Genomic DNA, 19,884 nt, shown 5'->3' with positions numbered 1-19,884 from the left:
GATTACAACTCCTTTGCATCTTGTATACGTTTGAGAGCTGTATTTGGATGCAAAGGCAGATTTTTTTGATAACGGGTTGCTACTTGTTCTAAATATTTGTGAATCCAGGCATCGACCGTTTCGGCGTTAAGACTATTTTTGCGAAAGGAGCTTGGCGGAGTACCCATTTCCTTGGTGAACACTTGCGTGAAATAGTGGATGCTTTCAAAGCCGGTATCTTCGGCAATTTGTTTAAGCGGAATGTCTGTGTAACCTAGCAGATAGGCGGCCCTTTTGACCCTTTCGGTTTTGACGACGGAAGGGAAGGATTGTCCTAATTCTTCTGCCATGAGGCGGGAAAGCTGCCGCTCGGATAGATGCAGGCTTTGGGCTACCTCTGAAAGCGCTATTTTATTCGTGAGGTGAGTTTGGATATATTCTTTTGCCCGCTTGAGAGTGCCCTGAAGATCTGATCTTGCAGTTGATAAAGCTGTATCGCCAGAGACGCAGTGCTGCAGAAATAAGCTGACACAACTCATGATCAGCGTATAGGCTAGATGTTCAATGGATTCTTTATAGCGAATTTCGGATTCAGCCGCATGCAGGAGCAGTGCTTGCCAAATAAGTGCAGGCGAAGTTTGCTCGGCATTCGGGATGAACAAATGCGGATAAGCGCTTAATTGGTGAAAATCGTGAATAAAAGCTTCGCTGGATTCGGACTCTACGGGCTCAATGGCAAAAAACAGCAGCAGCATGCCCTCATCGCTTTGTATATAGTGTCTGCTTTCAGGCTTGGAACAATAAAGCGTTCCAGCACGCAGCGGATAGGTTACACCATCTGAAAAGTAAACGCCTTCCCCTTGGACGACATAACAAATTTCAAAAAAGGAATGCGCATGGGGGCTATTTCCCATATGCTGCGGCTTTGCACCCCAGTAGTGAACAAAGATGGATGCGGAGGTGCCATGCAGCTGATTCACATGTTGGTTGAGATATAGGTTACTTCGAGAATAAACAGTATGGCTCAGCACGAAAGCGTTACTCCCCTCTAGTAAGGTGACATCTATTATATCACGGAATTTTTTAAAAAAGCGGCGTGTTTTTACAAAGACTGACTTCGTGCTCCTTTCCTATAATGAAATGGAAGATCACACGAAGGGGTTGTTCGATATGGGAAGCGAAAAACATCTATCACTGGCTGGGATTATGGGTTTTCCGGTAACACCGTTTGATCATAACGAGAATGTGAATGAAAAAGCGTTTGAAGCGAATGTGCAATTTTTGTTGGCAGGTGGCTTAGATTCCGTATTTGTTTGTGCGGGTTCCGGAGAGTTTCAATCGTTGGATATCAAAGAATATGAGCAGCTAGTTACGATCGGAGTCGCAGTATCCGCTGGGAAAGTGCCTGTCTTTGCAGGCGCAGGGGGCAACCTGAGGGAAGCGGTCGATCGTGTCCAATTGGCGGAAAAAATTGGAGCAGACGGATTATTGCTGCTGCCGCCTTACCTGATCATCCCTGAACAGGAAGGACTGTACAACTATTACCGGACAATCGCTGAGAGCACGGCATTGCCAGTCATTATTTATCAGCGTGATAATGCGGTGTTTACATTAAAGACGCTTGAAAGATTGGCTAATCTGCCAAACGTCATTGGGTTCAAGGACGGGTTAGGCAACTTCGAGCTTAATATTGAATTTGTGCAATCCCTTGGAAATAAGCTGCAATGGATGAACGGAATGCCACTGGCGGAACTGACGATGCCGGCCTATCATGCACTTGGCTTTCATTCCTATTCATCAGCTATATCCAATTATATCCCTCAAGTTTCAAAGAAATTTCACGAGAGCCTGATCGGAGGCAATCAGGAGTTGCTGCAAGTAATCTATCGCGAAGTGATTTTGCCGATTCACCGAATCCGCCAGCAACGCAAAGGTTATGCGGTTTCCCTAATCAAAGCGGGGATGGATATCGTCGGTCTGCCCGTTGGTTTGCAAGTTCGGTCACCATTAGTACAGGTTGAGCGAGAGCATTATGTACAGTTGGAATCGATTATCAAGAAGAGCGTGGACTTGATCGCTGCTGCCAATAACCTATAGGAGGTAATGAACAATGATGAAGGTATCAATTCAAGTTCCAACTTGCGATCTGTCTGATAGCGATTTAAAACAAATGTGCCAGCTAGGCGTTGATTGTATTGATTTTACGCGAGGATCTTCCTTTCCCGGCGTGAAGGAGCTCGGTTATCCGGATCTCGATCAACTGATCAAGTTAAGACGAAGAATCCGATCACATGGGATGGACATCAACCGTGTGACGCTGCCAGATATAACAAGCAGTTTTATGTTGGAGGAACCTGGATCTGAGATCCAATTGGATCATGTCAGCAATGCCATCAAAGCTTTTGGCGAAGCGGGGATCACGCTCGTTCGTCAGCGGTTTGCAGGCGATGTCTTTCCTTATTTGTCAGAGGAATACACGGCTGTGCACCGAGGAGGGGCGCTGGTACGCGGGGAATCTATAGCGCGGAATTCAGACAAGCAGCCTCCTACCGTGGAACAATTGAACGCTTGGTGGAAGCGTTTCGATCTCGTCTTTGGCAAGCTGGTTCCATTGGCAGAAGAGTACAATGTCAATCTGGCTGTACATCCTTCCGATACACCGCATCATAATACGCCTTTCGGCGGGCTTGGTTTTCACCGCGTGATTGATGCTTATCCCAGTAGAAATGTTGGCTTAGTTTATTGCGTCGGTACTCGCGGAGAAGCAGGCGGTACACCGCTAGTTCTTGATGAAATTTATCAATACGGGCGCAAAGATCGGATTTTTCTTGTTCACTTCCGTAATATTCGGGGCAGCCTGGCGACGGCCGGGGCATTTGAAGAGGCGCTTTTAGACGATGGTCATATGAATATGGCGAAAATTTTGTTAGCCTTGCATCAGGTTGGCTATAACGGCTGTATTAACCCGGATCACATTACTTCCCTTGAAATGGATCGTGCACCGCTTAATCCTTCAAAATCCGGCATGGGATGGGTTGGATGGGCGTATTCCATCGGCTATGTGAAAGCGCTGCTCGCGGCATTAACCGAATTTAGAGGCGGGAGGGATTAAACCATGTTTGAACCTCAAACGTTTCTCAATTATATCGGCGGGGAGTGGAAAGCAGCTTCAAGCAACATGGTTGAAGCTAGCATGAATCCTGCTAACCGCCATGAAACAGTGGGCTATATCCAGCAATCAACGCTGGATGATCTGGAGGAAGCTGTTGGCGCGGCCAAAGCGGCCAAGATGGGATGGCGCAAATTATCGGGACCAGCGCGCGGCGAGTTCTTATTTAAAGCTGCGAATCAAGTGGAGCAGCGTCTGGATGAAATTGCGGAAATGATGACCCGCGAAATGGGAAAAACGCTCCCGGAGGCGAAAGGGGAAACCGCGCGCGGGGTAGCAATTTTGCGGTATTACGCCGGCGAAGGCATGCGGAGTATCGGTGAAGTAATCCCTTCAACGGATAGCGCAGCGTTGATGTTCACGTCCCGTGCGCCGCTTGGTGTCGTCGGCGTTATCACGCCTTGGAATTTTCCGGTTGCGATTCCGATCTGGAAGATGGCTCCTGCACTGATCTACGGAAACACCGTTGTGTTCAAGCCAGCGCAAGAGACAGCCGTAACCGCGGCTTTGATCATGGAATGTTTCCATGCAGCGGGACTTCCTGCCGGTGTCATCAATATGGTGACAGGCGACGGTGGCCTCATCGGACAAGCAATGGCCGACCATCCGGACATCCAGGGCATTACTTTTACAGGCTCGAACGCAGTGGGGAAAAAAGTCGGGCAAAGCGCTCTGGCAAGAGGAGCCAAGTACCAGCTCGAAATGGGCGGGAAGAACCCCGTTATCGTGGCTCGGGATGCGGATCTAGACCTGGCCGTTGATGCCACCATTAGCGGAGGCTTAAAATCCACGGGGCAGAAATGCACAGCGACGAGCCGAGTAATCGTCCATACCGAGATTTACGAAGCTTTTAAGACGAAGCTGCTGGACAAAGTTCAGAACATCCGTTTAGGCTCCGGCCTTGAAACAGCAACGTGGATGGGCCCTCTTGCAAGTGAAAAGCAGTACCGCACAGTCCTTTCTTATATCACAAATGGTGTAGAAGAAGGCGGCACTTTACTATGTGGAGGCGGAAAAGGGCAGGGCCAGGATTTGGAGGCCGGTTACTTCGTTGAACCAACCGTTTTTGAAAACATCTCCAGCTCAATGACCATCGCGCAAGAAGAGATTTTCGGCCCTGTGCTTGCTCTTATGAAGGTGGATTCGCTGGAAGAGGCGATCGAAATCGCGAATGACGTGAAATTTGGACTTAGTGCTTCCATTTTTACGCGGGATATTTCGACTATGCTGACGTTCTTGCAGGATATCGATGCCGGTATGGTTCGGATCAATGCGGAGAGCGCTGGTGTGGAATTGCAAGCACCGTTCGGCGGCGTTAAGCAGTCCAGTTCCGGCTCTAGGGAGCAGGGGCAAGCAGCGATAGACTTTTATACGGATATTAAAACGGTTTTTGTTAAAGCTTGAATAAGCGATTTATCGTGAATAGTTGGGCGGGGATCAGCATCCTGCTCAACTATTTTTTTCTGCTATATGAGCACTTCTTATCGAAAAAGGAGAGAAAGCGACAAGAAATGTCAGCAATCTTTGTGTGAATTTGGTGTTTGAATGTATAATAGATCTATAGATGAATTAACAACTGGGTGAATAAAGGGGGATGTACGGTGCAATCGAAGTTTAAAGTTGCTATAGGCATATCCGTTTTGGGGTATGTTGTAAGTCTCATAACTGCCCGCTTTCTGCCTGGCGCAGTTAACTTATTAGTGCCAACTACTTTCTCATTAGGCAGTCTTATGCTGATTAGTCGCAATCATTCAATGGAAGTGAAAAGGCTGCAAGGTTCAAATACTGCCAGTGATTCTTTACCGAATACGGGGAGGACAAGCAGCACGAATTCGGGCAGTGAAATGGAGCAGACGGGTAAAAGTGAAAGTGAAAACGATCCATTTTGGGGTCCGATAGCCGAGTACATTCATGTCATCGAAGAGACGATGATATCCGAAGGCCAGAAGAACACGCTGGATAATGAAATCGTAGAGAAGACGCTTAGTTTACTATCAAGAGTTGGCAGGTTAATTCCGCAGCTGAAAGAACTAAATGATGCAAACATGAATCATAACATACAACGGTTGATTTTCAAGGATCTGAATGGCGCGATTAACCCCTTTCTGAAGCTGGGTGGAGAAGCGAAACGGCTGAATCGTCGACTTCTGCTTACGGGGATTAAGGATATTAACTCCAAACTTTCCGCTTATGTCGAGACAATTGAACAAAAAGATCTCATGGAATTGCAGACGCGAATGGAACTCATCCAACAACGCTATCGTTCTGAAGACTAAAGGAGGAACTAACGATGACAACCCAATTAGTACAATTAAAATCGGCAGATTTGCAAAGAGTAGAGCAGGAAGCGAAACAAATGCTCCAAAAAGTATCGACCACGGACGACATGGAATTAGAAGTCCTGATGGACTCCATCGGTCGTATGGGTTCCAAAACCATGGAGCAAGCGGGTCAATCCTTAGCCATGTTAGAGCGCCCCGTGAATGAATTGATGTCTGGCAAACGATCAGAAGTTCAAAACAACATTTTGAAGCTTCGTCATGAAATCGATTCTTTGAGCAAAAGTAAGCAGTTGGGTTTTTTCGAAAAAATCATGAAAAAGACACCGCTGAAAAACTACATTTATAAATATCAGTCCGTAAAAACGAACGTGAATGCGATCGTCCAATCGCTTCGCAATGGCAAGGAAACACTGGAAGAAAATATGGCTTACATGAAAACATTGAAGAAAAACTCTTTAGAATCGGTCTACAACCTTCAAATGCGGATTGCCATGGGCGAGAACTTAAAGCAGTTGTTTGAAACGGAGATTAGCAAGCCTGAAAATGAAGGACGTAAGGTTCATCTCGAAAGAGGACTTCGTAAAGTAGTGACGCGTATCCAGTCATTTCAGGAAATGGTCATCCTCTATCAGCAAGCGATTGCGGGTACGGATATCATCAATGACAATAATGATAAACTCATTGATGCGGTTGATGCGACAATCGACAAAACGCAGAATCTACTTACTGTATCCGCGATGATTTCAATGGCGATCGAGGATCAAGTACAAACCATTGATGCAGTCAATTCGGCGAACGCGACACTTAATAAAATGTTTGAGGACAACTCACGGTTATTGAAAGAAACGACGCAGAAAACGAACGAGCTGCTTGGGAACTCGGGCTTACAGATGGATTCCATTGAGCGTGGCATGAATGATCTCTTTAGTGCACTGGATCTATTCGAACAGTCCAATCGGACAATCATTCAATCGGCTACGGAGCACACGAAAAGGCTCGGGAACATTAGCCAGCAGATGACCCAGCGACTCGGCTTAATGCCTGGCAATAAGACAATTGCCGAGAAAGACGCTGCGCTTAGCGGACTTTTAGAATAAAAGAGAGCGAGGCTGCCCTTCGTATGGGGCAGCCTCGTTTTTTATAGAAAATTTTGTTGTTAAAATCTAAGTATGGAATCGAATGGACTCAAACAAATATTTTTCGTTGTAAAGACGGCTGTGCAGCAAAGTTGAAGGCTACGTTGCATGACATACAACGTAATGGTGTGGTCAGACCGCGATTTCGGTCTTTCGTTGCACATCATACAACCATTTGTTGCAAACGGTGTATTGAAAGCGGTTTAAATGCAACAATCGCTGTATTAAGTGCAATATAGAGGCGAAGTGGGGCCACTTTACGACCAAATGGTTGCGTAAAATACAACATAGCTGTCACAGTCGCTACGATCGCTCCAGCGGTTCCTCCCTGAGGGGAATTACAGGGCCCTATTTCATCGAAATAGGCTCCTCCTCACGTGGAAGGGAACTGACGTCCTCTATTTGTCCGTTTTCTTGAAGAAATCGGGGTTAGCGGTCAAATAGGGCCCTGAAGTTCCGCTTGAACGCGGAAACGGGCTTAATTTGTTAGAATAGCGCCCTGTAGTTCATCCTAGTGGCCTGCCAGCCAGTTTGGCTCTCCTATGAGGATGCCGCCTCCGCCAGATGTCTCAGTAACGCTGGATTGTTAGCGGTGTTGGGTGTTCTCCACCGGCCAAATTCGCTCCCATTAGGCTCTTAACAAGCTAAACTATGGAAGGAAATTAACTCCTCCAACGATCCTTTCTCCTCAACGAGGAACTACTGGGCACTTTTTCATTGAAATGTTTTGGGATGAGCGAAATCTCAACCTTTTTTTGTGAATAAGTTTTGTCCATAATTGGGAAATTAGACCGAATGTCAAACCAATCGAAATGGGAGGTATATACGATGCCTGATACGTCGAAAAGCCAAAAGAATGTCGTTGAAAACAAAACGAGCATGTTTAATAACATGGGGCAGTCAGCGACAAATTATGTCCAAAACGCTATTGAGAATGTGTTTGATTCTACACAAGACGCAACCCAAAACTTGGTGAACAACGTCATGAAGCGACGGAAATCCGGGAATAAAAGCGAGGTTTAGATTTCTCCAGCTAAATCTGCCAAAACAGTGGTTTTTCGTGAAGCTATCATCGAAATAGCTGGAGTTTATCCAGTTATTTCCTTGATTAGCTTCTGCTTTTCGACACCCACTTTTCAGATCTATCAAATTCATGTAAAGTATGGAAAAGACATCTAAGTAATAAGCGTTTTTGAAGGGTAACGGACCTTTTTATACGAGAGGAGAATGAATGATGTACTCTTTATTAATCGTGGATGATGAAAGGTGGGTTCGTCAAGGATTAGTTACAACGATTGATTGGGAAGCAGAAGGTATTAAAGTCATAGGAGATGTAGAGGATGGAGAAGATGCATTAACCTTCATTCAAAACCAGATGCCGGATATCATCATCACAGATATCAAAATGCCGCGTATGGATGGTCTTGCTTTCATTGAAGCCGTCAAAAACGCCAATATGCTCTCGAAAATCATAATTATTAGCGGATACAGCGAGTTTAGCTATGCGCAAAAAGCGATGCGTCTCGGAGCCGTTGATTATGTGCTGAAGCCAATCGAGGAGACCCTCATGCTGGAGGTTGTGCGAAAGTGCATTGAGCAAATCAAACGTGAAAGAGAAGATCATAACGAATTCGTGCAGATGTCAGAACGCGTTCGAGAAAGTTTGCCGTTGGCGCGGCAGCGGTATGTTGAAACACTTCTTACAAATGGAAGCGCTTCACAACAATTCTCGCGAACGGTGTGGGATCGTCTCAACATTCCACTCGACCCCGACCAGATCAAAGTCACCATGATCAAGATTTATGATTGGGGCGTGCATGAGCACAACCCGAAGGAGCATTACTTGCTGCGCCATGCCATTGGCAATCTCGCCAAAGAAACCGGGAAACATGCCATGAAGATGATCGCTTGTCCTTTGCATGACGACCCCGATACAGATTTAGCCATTCTAGTGTCGCCCAACAAGGAAGCTGATCTTGCCCACGAGCAGGGGATTTGGGAGACGCTCATCTCCGCATGCTGGCGGTACTTGGGAATCGGTATTAACATTGGAATCAGTAAAAATAGTCAGATTGCAGACATCCATGCCTCGTTCCAAGAAGCCGTGCAGATTTCCGCCTATGCGTTCTACGAAGGATACGGGAAGGTTTATGATGCGGATGAGATGGACGTGCCTCAGTCCCATTCACTCCCTAAATATACGCAGCCTAATGGCTGGGTAACTAGGTTTGTACATGCTGTGAAGCTTAGCGATGATGCTGCGCTACGTGCTTTAATTGATGAACTGTTCGGACATTTGCAGTTGCATAAACAGAAATGTTCGCCGCATGTGCTGAGAAAGGGCTTAACCTCACTCTTCACGGAAGTGGAGATGAAATTGGAAATCAATTATGCTTCAGATTTGAAAGAGGCAACCAAGAGTTTTGTCCTTCCCTACTTTGCTTTGTCAGATCTCAAGGATGTGCTCCTAACGATCCTGCTCCAATTCCAACCAGGCGATAATGCCTCTGGAAATCGAAAAAGATTTATAGAGCTCGCTGTCGATTATATGGAGAAGCACTATACAGAACCGCTTACGATGAACCGGGTTGCCGAGCATTTGTTTTTGAACCCTTCGTATTTTAGCAAAATATTTCATGAAAAAACGGGGGAGACGTTCAGTAAATACTTAATTCGTCTTCGGGTCAACAGGGCTAAAGAGCTGCTCAAGGTTTCAACGCTTAAAATTTATGAGGTGGCGGAGCAGGTGGGTTACCAGGACTTCAGGCATTTTGTAAAACTATTTAAAGAGCAGGAGGGCATGACGCCAGCTCAGTATCGTGATATTGGCGTCTAATGCCTAATTTGGAGGGGACATTAGCTTGAAGCTTCTTGCGCATCTCAAATGGCGTTCCGTAGGCTATAAATTATTCATTTTATTTTTTGCAAGCATCACGATCTCCATCATGCTCATGGGGTATTTATCCTATCATAAAGCAAATGAAATTATCAGCTCCAAAGTCTCGCAAGTAGCTTGGCAAACGATTCAGCAAGCGAATCGGCGGCTTGAGCTTATTATGAACGAATATGATAACAGATCTTTATTGATTTTTGGCAATAAGGAAATTCAGAAAGGCATTCTGGGTGAATACCGGGACAGCTATGATCAAAGCTATAACAACCAACAGATCGGCAAATTTTTATCCAACTTGGTAAATGTCAAAAATGATACGTTGAACATTTATATTTTGGGAGAGCGCAGTGCTTCCTACCGGTTCACGAACACGGGTTTCACAGAACTGCCGATGGTAAGCAAGGTAGAGAAGGAGCAGGATTGGTACAAGCAGATTAAAGCGGCTAACGGTCAGGTGGTCTGGTACGGTATCAGATCCCCCCTTGTTAAGTCAACGATTGATCAAGACAATAAACCCGTCTTTGTGATGGGGCGCTCGCTCAAAAACTTCGATAATCTGGATCAAACGCTTGGCGTACTCATCATGGAGTTTAATCCGGAGTTGATTCAGCAATTTTTGTCTGAGGTTGACTTCCAAGCGCAAGGTACGACGTATATTGTGAATCAGAACGACACGGTTGTTGCTGATTCGGACGGCTCATTAAGTATGCGTCCAGCAGGCTTGAACCTTCCCCCGAATCCAAGCGGGTATTTAACGGACAGGGTCGATGGCAAAGATCTCATGGTCGTTTATGATCAATTGAAAATTAATGATTGGAAGCTTGTCGGCATGGCCCCAATCCAAAATTTGGTCAGTGATTCAAGAAAAATTGCCTACTACACCGTTTATCTCGTCATTGGTTTTAGTGTTGTAGCAATCGCTTTAGCGTTTTTATTTGCCAAGCAAATGCATAAGCCGGTCAGAATGCTGCTGTGGTCCATGCGCAGGGCAAGAGAAGGCGATTTCGATGTGCAAATTATGGATGAACGCAAGGATGAATTCGGCATGCTGTATCACGGTTTTAACACGATGGTGACGCGTATCAAGGATTTAATTGATGAAGTGTACATTCAAAAACTGCTTAAAAAAGAAACACAATTGAAAATGATGGCCTCGCAGATTAACGCCCATTTTTTATACAACACGTTGGATTCCATTCATTGGATCTCCCGCATTTATAAGGTCGATGAGATCAGTACGATGATTTTTGGTTTATCGAAATATCTCCGGATCAGCTTAAGCGAAGGAAATGATTTTGTAACCGTCAAAGAAAGCGTTGAACTGCTAGAAAGTTATTTATCGATTCAAAAAGTAAGGTATCAGGACAAATTTACGGTGAATATGTACATAGATTCCGCCATGCTGAACCATAAAGTGCTGAAATTCGTTTTTCAGCCTCTTGTTGAGAATGCGATTTATCATGGTCTTGAGAATAAGCGAGGCAAAGGCCGGCTGGATATCCGTTGGAAACTGGACGGTCAGATTTTACACTTCGAGGTAGAGGACGATGGAATCGGGATTCAACCAGATAAAATGGCGGAGCTCACGGCTATGATGGCCAGTGATGAGTGGGAGGGAGAGCATAATTTTGCTCTAAGAAACATTCATTCACAAATTCAGCTAACTTATGGAAAAGAATATGGTCTATCGATTGAAAGTACGCCGGGGTCAGGAACAACAGTGAAGCTCGTACTGCCACTTCGATTATGACGAAATCCGTGAATGAACAAAAATAATACACTAAAAACAAAAATCCCCACGTTTAAAGGAGACCTTGAAAGCGCCTACAATAAAGGTGAGCTCATCAGCGAGTGAGAAACTTAAAGGAGGATCAATATGAATAATAGAAAAAAACGTATCGATTGGCAAAGCAAAAAGTTGATTGCACTCCCCCTCTCAGCAGCACTGGCAATTACTCTGACAGCGGCCGGCTGCAGTTCCACGAACACCGCATCGAGCAGTCCAAGTACCAAAGGAACAGATACAAAGAGCACAGACGCTAGTACGCCTAAAGCGGCTACAAGTTCAGGAGATCCAGTTACCATTGATTTTTGGTTTCCTTGGGGCGGAGACTATCAGAAGGATTTTAAAGCTACGGTAGTAGACGTATTTGAGAAACAGCATCCTAACATAAAAGTGAAAATGACCTTCGTGGAGACAACAGGCCAGACACAAGCCTCCGATAAATTGTTGACGGCTATTGCCGGCGGAAATCCGCCAGATGTCGCTTTGTTCGACCGATTCTTAATCGGTTCTTGGGCGGCGAAAGGCTCGCTGACAGACTTATCGGGTTATGTGAAGAGCAGTGGAATATCTCCAGATGACTATTATAAAGGGCTTTGGGCCGAAACGGTGTATAAAGACAAAGTTTATGCGTTACCATGGGGTACGGATAATCGCGGGATGTTCTACAACAAGACGTTGATGAAAGAAGCGGGGCTAGATCCGAATAAGCCGCCTACAACGATCGCAGAGTTAGATCAAATGGCGGAAAAGATTTTCAAAAAGGGCAGCAACGGAAAATATTCGCAAATCGGCTTCATCCCATGGATGAATCAAGGATACTTATTCACGCATGCATGGAACTTTGGCGGGAAGTGGGAAGATAGCAGCCATAACTTGACGCCGAACGATCCGCAGAACGTTAAAGCGCTTGCATGGATGGCTGACTATGCGAAAAAGTATGACATCGGGAACTTGACCAGTTTCTCCGATGCCATGGGGCAAACCGGTATGAATCCATTCTGGACAGGTAAGGTTGGTTTCGAATTTGATGGCAACTGGATTTTGAATGATTTGGCGAAATACAAATTAAACTTCGATTGGGGCGTTGCTCCAATGCCTGTAGCAGATGGCGCCAAACCGACGACTTGGGCTGGCGGTTGGTCCTACGTTATTCCGAAGGGCTCCAAGCATGAGAAGGAAGCATGGGAATTCGTCAAGTTCGTCGCGCACAAGGAAGGTACGCTGCTCTACGCCAAACGTCCGAAAGCCGGAAATGATATTACGGCAATGCCGCAAGTGAATGAAGAGTTGAAGCTGTCCGATAACCCGAACTTAAAGGTATTTCTGGACTTAATGCCAAATGCATACACAAGACCGGTATCCCCTGTAGGCGCCTTCTTGTGGAATGAATCCATCAGAGTGCAAGATTTGGCGATTCATGGCAAAGGCGATGCCAAAACGCTGCTTGATGAAGTGAAAAAGAATGTGGACACGGAATTAGCTAAAGTTGGTAATTAGATTCTAGAAAATAGGAGGCAGGGCATTCTGCATGGCCCTGCCTCTTTTACTTAGAAAAGAGGGGAACGGATTGAAATTGGCTGAGACTGAAACTTCCATCAATAAACTGTCAGCTTCCGCAAGTGCTGTAAAGACGAAGAAAACACGCTTCGAAAGAAAGATTTCCTTATTCGGATTGATCTTCGCAATGCCTTGGATTATCGGTTTGCTTCTCTTTCACGCCTATCCGCTTATTATGTCAGCTTACTACAGCCTAACCACCTACAGCATTCTTGAACCCGGAGAATTCGTAGGTTTCGATAATTATGCAAATCTTTTCAAAGACCAGGTATTCTGGATCAGTATTTATAATACCTTGTACTATACGGTGATTTTCGTTCCGCTAAGCATTGCGTTTGGCGTGTGTCTGGCGCTGCTGCTGAATTTGAAAATACGCGGGCAAGGCTTTTACCGAACCTTATTTTTTATTCCAAGCTTAGTGCCACCAGTCGCTACGACAATCATCTGGTTGTGGCTGCTCAACCCGCAATTTGGTCTCGTTAATTTTTGGTTGGAAAAGATCGGGATCTCCGGTCCGCCTTGGATCGGAAGTGAGGCATGGTCGAAGCCGTCCCTAATTCTAATGAGCTTGTGGGGTACGGGGCAAGCCGTTGTCATTTATTTGGCAGGCTTGCAAGATATCCCTCAAGATTACTACGATGCGGCCAGCGTGGATGGAGCCAGTGCTTGGCAGCGAACGAAAACGATTACGTTACCGCTTTTGACACCTGTTATCTTTTTCAATCTAATTATGGGCACCATCGGCGCTTTACAAAATTTCGTTCTTCCCTATACTCTCACTAATGGGCAGGGAACGCCGGCTAATTCGATGATGTTCTATGTCATGTATTTGTACACGAACGGTTTCGGTTACTTGAAAATGGGTTATGCTTCCGCGATGGCCTGGATTCTGTTCTTGATTGTGGTCGGTTTAACGGCGTTGATCTTCGCGTCACAGAAGCGCTGGGTCCATTATCAAGGAAAAGAATAGGGAGGAGAGATTATTATGGGAAGCACAGAACTTGGAACGGTTCGAAAAATATTTTCACATCTTTTGTTAATTCTCGTTGGCGCCTTTTTCCTTTCACCCTTTCTATGGATGGTGTCTACTTCACTCAAAGCAAACGACGAATTGTTCATATGGCCTCCAGTATGGATTCCACATGTCATGGAGTGGAGCAACTATCCTGCAGCGTTAGATTATATTCCATTTTTCAAATATTTGAAGAACACGCTTACAATTGCAGGCCTGGCAACATTCGCGGTGCTGTTATCCTGCCCGCTTGTTGCGTATAGCTTGGCTAGAATTCCTTGGAGGGGGGCGAAGCCGCTTTTTGCCGTGACACTCATCGTCATGATGCTGCCTTATCAGGTCACGATGATTCCCATTTTTATCGCCTTCAAAAATTTCGGCTGGGTCGGGACCAGCATCCCGCTTTGGCTTCCCGCTTTTTTCGGTGCACCGTTCTTCATTTTCTTGCTGCGCCAGTTTTTTATGGGCTTGCCCAAAGAACTGGAAGATGCTGCGCGCATTGACGGCGCTTCAGAACTCCGCATCTATTGGCAAATTATTCTTCCGCTGTGCCGACCTGCTTTACTGACGATTGCGTTATTCCAGTTCATGGGCAGTTGGACGGATTACCAGGGACCGCTCATTTATTTGTCCGACGATAGCCAGTACACGTTGATGCTTGGGATGCAGTCGTTCAAATCGCAGCACGGTGCCGAATGGCAGATGATGATGGCAACGCTGGTTATGATTACGCTGCCTATAATTTTGCTTTACTTTTTTGTACAAAGGGCATTTATTCGAGGAATCACTTTCTCAGGTATTAAATAGGAGGCTGCAGTCCAATGAGCAAAATTCGTATTGGTATGATTGGAACGGGAGGAATCTCCCAAGTTCATGGCCGTCAACTGCTGGAATTAGAGGAAGCGGACATTGTAGCGCTTTGTGATACGAGCACGGAGAACAGAGAAAAGTTTGCAGCCAAATTTGAGCTTGAAGGTGTAAAGCATTATACAGACTATACAGTTATGCTGGATGAGATCGAATTGGATGCTGTCGTGATCTGCTCACCGCATACGCTACACTTCCAGCAAGCGACCGATGCGCTGAGCAAAGGGCTGCATGTCCTCATCGAAAAACCTATGACTTGTTCATCAGAGGAAGCGGAGCTCTTGATAGCAACAGCAGAGAAGGCTGGGAAAATCATGCAGGTCTCCTACCAACGGCATTTCCAGCCGGAATTCCTGTTCATTCGCGATGCGATTGCAAACGGTGAGATTGGGAAGCTGACGTCGATTACGGCATCTTTGTATCAGGAATGGAAACAGTTTACGACCGGCTTGTGGAGACAAGTACCGGAGCTGTCTGGCGGCGGTATGCTGATGGATTCCGGCAGTCACATCGTCGATGTGCTCCTATGGACGACGGGGCTTACACCGGCTGAAGTGAAGACGAACCTGCATACCCAGGGAGCACCTGTGGAGATCGATTCTTTTACCTCCATCCGGTTCGAGGAGGGTGCTGTGGCTGGGCTAAACATTATCGGTTTTGCGCCATGCTGGCATGAAACCTATGTGTTTTGCGGGGAAGACGGAGGTATTTTTTACGATAATGGTAAAATTACGATCCAGCGCTTTGGAGAAAAGCCGGTTGTTCCTGAACTGCCTAAACAAACGACGAATCAGGATAAAAGCTTTATCGACGCCATTCTTGGTCGGCATGAGGTTAAGGTGCCAGGGACATTTGCGCTGAAAGTCGTTAAGTTTACGGAGATGATCTATCAAGCTGGTGGCTATAAACCTTATTAAGAGAAAGTTGGCATAAGGAGAGTAATGCTATGAAATTACAAATAGGAATGCGCATCCCGCCTAGAATCGGTGCTGAAGGCTTGGAATTAACGGCAGCATGGGCCGTTCAAGTAGGTTTGGATGTCCTCGATGTCCCTCATTTGAATCCTGAAGTCAAACAAATATGTGACGCAGCGGGAATCGGCATTGGCTCCGTAGATGCGGTGCAAATGGGTGGAACACTTCTAAGCAAAGAGGATGCTCGCAGAGAAATTGCGGCCGAAGCCGTCAAGAAGCAGATAACGGAAGTGGCTGCGCTAGGTGCGAAGGTCATGTTCATGTGTCTCGTGCCGGAAGATCATACGCAATCGCGTCAGGAGAGCTTCGCCATATGGAAGGATACATTCCCGGAGATTATCGGCCATGCGGAACGCGAAGGCGTCTACATCGCCATTGAGGGTTGGCCAGGGCCTGCCCCTCATTATCCGACGATTGGCTGTACTCCGGAAATGTGGCGCGCCATGTTTGAAGCCCTCCCGTCCAAGCATTTTGGCTTGAATTATGATCCGTCTCATATGGTGCGGTTGGGTATCGATTATTTGCGCGCATTGACAGAGTTCGGCGAAAGAATCAATCATTGCCATGGCAAAGATACCGAAATTCTGCATGATGAGTTGTATGAATGCGGCATCTTGCCGGCAACTTTTGGTGCGAAATATGGCTTCTCGGAAGGCTCTTGGCGTTATACGATACCAGGCCAAGGGGATGTTGAGTGGAGCAAGGTTGCTGTGCGATTAGACCGACTCGGCTACAAGGGCGCGATTTCCATTGAGCTGGAGGATCACCGGTTCTGGGGCACATTGGAGAAGGAACGGGAAGGTATCGTGAAAGCGGCGGCGCATTTAAGGAATTATTTTTAATTAAAGCGTTCGAAAACCTTATCTATTCAGCATGCTGCTGATTAGGTAAGGTTTTTTTGAGTTAGGAAAATATATCCAAGGCGTAGCGAATATGATAAGATAATGTCGAATTCGTATCCTGCGAAATTAGATGTATATTTGCAAGGGGGAGCCCAATGCACGCACGTATCTCGAGTCAAGCAGTCAAACAACCGGCACAAGGAGGGAATTCAAGAAGGTCAAGTACGCAGCAGAATGTGTTGAATCATCCCTATTCATCTCTCTTACAATTACAACGAACGATCGGAAATAAAGCTGTCCAGCAGATGATAGTCGGAACGCCACTGATACAAGCTATGAGATGGCCTGCTGCTAAGCAGCAGACCAAATTAATGACCCAAATTGATGATTATTGGAGCGACTTGGACAATTCGGATGTTAAGGATTTCTATGAGTGGTGCACTTCGGATAAACAATTTGAGATTATTCCCAAGGAGCTTAGCCACTCGGAATGGAAAACGTTAAGGAGTAAATGCACAGGGGCACAGATGGATGAACAAGGTTTTTCTGGCGATCCTAGTGAGGGGAATGTAAGGGCTATTTTTACCTTCCTTACAGCGAAGAAAGTGGTTCCCTTCAAAAGTTTCGATATGGGAACTTATGTGGAATCCAATGATCTGTTAGCTGCAGATATCGCAAGCAAGCAAACCCAAGGGACCTTCAATCTTGATCGGATTATTGAATTGGATAAATCATTCGCTTTTGATCTCGTAGAGGCGGACAAGGAAAGGCATGCTGCGCTATGGGAGAAAGATAACAATTCGGATCTCGAAAGAGAGAAGATATTGACACTTAATCAAAAAATTAAAGCGGCAAAAGAAAAAATACAGCTTGCCTTAACATCTTTGGTACACGCGCATGAGATCAGGATCGCTGAAGAGAAAGAAGCGGCCAAAAAGCAAGCGAAGATCGACGGTGCTATCTTAGCGGCAGAGCAGTCGTATGCAATTACCGGCAGTAGTCAATTGACACAAGCGATATGGGCCAGCACAAAAGCAAATGCCGGGGCAACAGGTTATTTGGAGATCGGCGGATCGTATTCTGCCCAGGAGTTGCAGACCGCTCATGATGAATGGCGTGATTTTGGCAACGCATATAACAGTTCGGTCGGCAAAGTCGATTTTCTGGATAATATCCATAGTCCAGGGAATGGGACGGCACAGGATAAAACAGGCCATGCCAATTACGAGAGCCGCTCTTGCTCCAGCCAAGTAGATTTCATCTCGACGTGGGGTGGAAGCCGTACGGTTATGCACGTGGGTTTACGGGGAACTGAGAAGTAAGAGGATGCTGAAGAAAAGCATTAGCGAACCGCGCTTAGCGCGGTTTTTTCGATAAAAGGTTACTTCCCTATTACTTGTATGATACAATGAGTTTAGAATTTGACAGAAGATGGCATGCTACATACAACAAACATGTGTTGAGGTGAAAGGATTTGAATGACAAAGTTGTGCTGCCGGTTTGGACGGTCGGCTTATTTATCGTTATCATGAATACGACGATGTTTAATGTTTCTATCCCCAGTATTATTGGTGATCTCCAAATATCTGCGGATCTCGGGGCGTGGGTCATTTCTAGTTATTCCATCGGATATGCGTTATCCACGGTTATTTACAGCAGGTTAACGGACATTGTGCCATTAAGAAGGTTGCTGATGGTGGGGCTGCTTGTACTTGGCCTCTCTTCCGTATATGGAATCTTTGCTCACAGTTTCGGTGCTTTACTTGCCGCTCGCATCCTTCAATCCGCTGGTGCCGGCGTCATGGCTGGATTAGGTTTGGTGCTGGCGAGCCGATACGTGCCCATGGAAAGACGCGGCTCTGCCATCGCCATGATCTCAGCTGGAAGTGCCATGGCATTCGGTTTAGGCCCGATTGTAGGAGGGCTTATCAGCGAATATTTTGGCTGGAACGGGCTGTTTGCGATCACTTGCCTCGTCTTGGTCATCCTGCCGGTACTGCTTCGTTTGCTTCCGAAGGAGGACCCTCAGCCTTTCCGCTTCGATCTCATAGGGGCCATCTTAACTGTTATCAATGCTGCTACCATCCTATTAGCAGTAACGCAATTATCTATGATTTGGATTGTTGTCAGCGTTATATCCTTCTTGCTGCATGCGTGGCATTTGAGACGGGGGAAAGAGACGTTCATCAACCCGGATTTATTGAGGAATCATGATTTTCGCAAATTGGTCGTCATTGGGTTTTGTGTGTTAGTGTTAAATCTCGGAAATCTGTTTCTGATGCCGCTAGTTTTGGCAAACCTGTTTCATCGCTCGGCGATGGAAATCGGCTTGACGATTGCGCCAGGGGCCATCTTGTCGGCATTCTTGACTCGCTTCGTCGGTCGCTGGATTGACACCTATGGGAATCTGCGTTTTCTGCTGATCGGGCACATCGTGCTTTCTATAGTTATGCTGCTTTTTTACGCAGTCGTAGGTACTTCGTCCATCGTTGTGCTTGTCGGGTATATTTGCTTTTCGCCCGCATTCTCAGCAACGTTGTCCTCTTTAAACAACGAGACTTCGCGCATTCTACCGAAAACGCTCATCGGTTCAGGCATGGGACTGATGCAGTTGATTCAGTTCTGCGGCGGATCGATCTCCGTTGCCGTGTGCGGCATTTTGCTTGAGGTTCAAACTCATACGAGCCTTGCTCTGTCCTATCAGCATGTGTATGGTTTATTGCTGCTAATTGGTTTAGTCTCAATCGGGATGTTATTGTGGTACCAGTCTTCGGGAAAAAGAGTACGACAGGCTGAAAATTGATGTTCGCAAAAATCAATGACTTGTAAAAAAAGTGAAGGTCAGCTATTATGGATATTGCAGGTCCATAAAGATGTTGACCAAATTTTATTCGCTGGAAGGTGTTACTCATGCAATTCTCCAAAAGCACAGGCCACGCTCTGCACGCCATCCTTCATTTAGCTCGCGCTGAAAGAGGCCAGCATGTAGGCATTAAGGAATTAGCTGCGCTTCTGGGAGTCTCCGAGAGCTATCTGTCCAAAATCATGTCGAAGCTGCGGCAGGATGGCATCGTGCGTGCAATGACAGGTGCAAGTGGGGGCTACGAGTTGGCTAAATCAGCCAATCTGATTACGTTTCTTGATGTCATTCAAGTTGTGGAAGGCCGCCAGAAGATGTATGAATGCTTCAATCTGGATTCTCAGCAGCATCAATTGTTTTTTGAATCAGAAGAGCAGGCTTCACGGCATGCCGACCATCATGAAGGCAACGGCTGTTTGGTTAAAAAAGTGATGGACGGCGCTGAACAACAAATGGTTCATTATTTACAGCAGCACACGATTCAGGGTGTACTTGATTCAGCGGCTACTACAAGTACAAAGTAAGCA

17 protein-coding genes are annotated in these 19,884 nt (G+C 46.1%); 16 read left to right on the top strand and 1 reads right to left on the bottom strand.

Going from position 1 to position 19,884, the window contains the following annotated elements:
• Positions 1-2: 2 nt before the first annotated feature.
• The gene (locus tag GON05_RS36960; protein WP_157326458.1) at positions 3-1,010 is read right to left on the bottom strand and encodes an AraC family transcriptional regulator; all 1,008 of its coding nucleotides are present in this window, start codon (positions 1,008-1,010) and stop codon (positions 3-5) included.
• 139 nt (positions 1,011-1,149) lie between these two features.
• Here GON05_RS36960 and kdgD point away from each other — a divergent pair, with 139 nt between their 5' ends.
• The 16 genes from kdgD (at position 1,150) to GON05_RS36880 (ending at position 19,881) form a co-directional block, all read left to right on the top strand.
• The gene (gene kdgD / locus GON05_RS36955) at positions 1,150-2,076 is read left to right on the top strand and encodes a 5-dehydro-4-deoxyglucarate dehydratase (RefSeq protein ID WP_157326684.1); all 927 of its coding nucleotides are present in this window, start codon (positions 1,150-1,152) and stop codon (positions 2,074-2,076) included.
• 13 nt (positions 2,077-2,089) lie between these two features.
• Complete coding sequence (locus GON05_RS36950) at positions 2,090-3,091, top strand: mannonate dehydratase (protein WP_157326457.1); 1,002 nt, start codon at positions 2,090-2,092, stop codon at positions 3,089-3,091.
• A gap of 3 nt (positions 3,092-3,094) precedes the next feature.
• A complete protein-coding gene (gucD, locus tag GON05_RS36945) occupies positions 3,095-4,552 on the top strand; it encodes an alpha-ketoglutaric semialdehyde dehydrogenase GucD (RefSeq protein WP_157326456.1) in 1,458 nt (485 codons plus the stop codon).
• 197 nt (positions 4,553-4,749) lie between these two features.
• Positions 4,750-5,424, top strand: a complete 675-nt coding sequence (locus GON05_RS36940; protein WP_157326455.1) for a hypothetical protein — start codon at positions 4,750-4,752, stop codon at positions 5,422-5,424.
• Between the two features lie 14 nt (positions 5,425-5,438).
• Positions 5,439-6,527, top strand: coding sequence for a toxic anion resistance protein (locus GON05_RS36935; protein WP_157326454.1), 1,089 nt, complete (start codon positions 5,439-5,441; stop codon positions 6,525-6,527).
• Positions 6,528-7,394: 867 nt separating this feature from the next.
• Positions 7,395-7,589 carry a hypothetical protein gene (locus tag GON05_RS36930; protein WP_157326453.1) on the top strand — a complete coding sequence of 65 codons (195 nt, stop codon included), beginning with the start codon at positions 7,395-7,397 and terminating at the stop codon, positions 7,587-7,589.
• Positions 7,590-7,800: 211 nt separating this feature from the next.
• Positions 7,801-9,402: a response regulator gene (locus GON05_RS36925; RefSeq protein WP_185157276.1), complete on the top strand. Its 1,602-nt coding sequence runs from the start codon at positions 7,801-7,803 to the stop codon at positions 9,400-9,402.
• Between the two features lie 25 nt (positions 9,403-9,427).
• The gene (locus GON05_RS36920; RefSeq protein WP_157326451.1) at positions 9,428-11,209 is read left to right on the top strand and encodes a cache domain-containing sensor histidine kinase; all 1,782 of its coding nucleotides are present in this window, start codon (positions 9,428-9,430) and stop codon (positions 11,207-11,209) included.
• Positions 11,210-11,335: 126 nt separating this feature from the next.
• Positions 11,336-12,742: an ABC transporter substrate-binding protein gene (locus tag GON05_RS36915; RefSeq protein WP_127454135.1), complete on the top strand. Its 1,407-nt coding sequence runs from the start codon at positions 11,336-11,338 to the stop codon at positions 12,740-12,742.
• A gap of 31 nt (positions 12,743-12,773) precedes the next feature.
• On the top strand, positions 12,774-13,772 hold the full coding sequence (locus GON05_RS36910; RefSeq protein WP_157326450.1) for a carbohydrate ABC transporter permease: 999 nt from the start codon (positions 12,774-12,776) through the stop codon (positions 13,770-13,772).
• A 15-nt stretch (positions 13,773-13,787) separates the two neighbouring features.
• Positions 13,788-14,621, top strand: a complete 834-nt coding sequence (locus GON05_RS36905) for a carbohydrate ABC transporter permease (RefSeq protein ID WP_127454137.1) — start codon at positions 13,788-13,790, stop codon at positions 14,619-14,621.
• Positions 14,622-14,635: 14 nt separating this feature from the next.
• Positions 14,636-15,598, top strand: a complete 963-nt coding sequence (locus GON05_RS36900) for a Gfo/Idh/MocA family protein (protein WP_157326449.1) — start codon at positions 14,636-14,638, stop codon at positions 15,596-15,598.
• A gap of 29 nt (positions 15,599-15,627) precedes the next feature.
• Positions 15,628-16,497 (top strand): sugar phosphate isomerase/epimerase family protein, encoded by an 870-nt coding sequence (locus GON05_RS36895; RefSeq protein WP_157326448.1) that lies wholly within the window; start codon positions 15,628-15,630, stop codon positions 16,495-16,497.
• A 155-nt stretch (positions 16,498-16,652) separates the two neighbouring features.
• Complete coding sequence (locus tag GON05_RS36890) at positions 16,653-17,819, top strand: hypothetical protein (protein ID WP_157326447.1); 1,167 nt, start codon at positions 16,653-16,655, stop codon at positions 17,817-17,819.
• 152 nt (positions 17,820-17,971) lie between these two features.
• Positions 17,972-19,300, top strand: coding sequence for an MFS transporter (locus GON05_RS36885; protein ID WP_157326446.1), 1,329 nt, complete (start codon positions 17,972-17,974; stop codon positions 19,298-19,300).
• Positions 19,301-19,407: 107 nt separating this feature from the next.
• Positions 19,408-19,881 (top strand): RrF2 family transcriptional regulator, encoded by a 474-nt coding sequence (locus GON05_RS36880; protein WP_157326445.1) that lies wholly within the window; start codon positions 19,408-19,410, stop codon positions 19,879-19,881.
• Positions 19,882-19,884 lie beyond the last annotated feature (3 nt).

Source organism: Paenibacillus anseongensis (genome assembly GCF_009757995.1).
In the GTDB taxonomy this organism is placed as follows: domain Bacteria; phylum Bacillota; class Bacilli; order Paenibacillales; family NBRC-103111; genus Paenibacillus_E; species Paenibacillus_E chondroitinus.
This window is presented reverse-complemented; position numbering and strand designations above follow the sequence as displayed.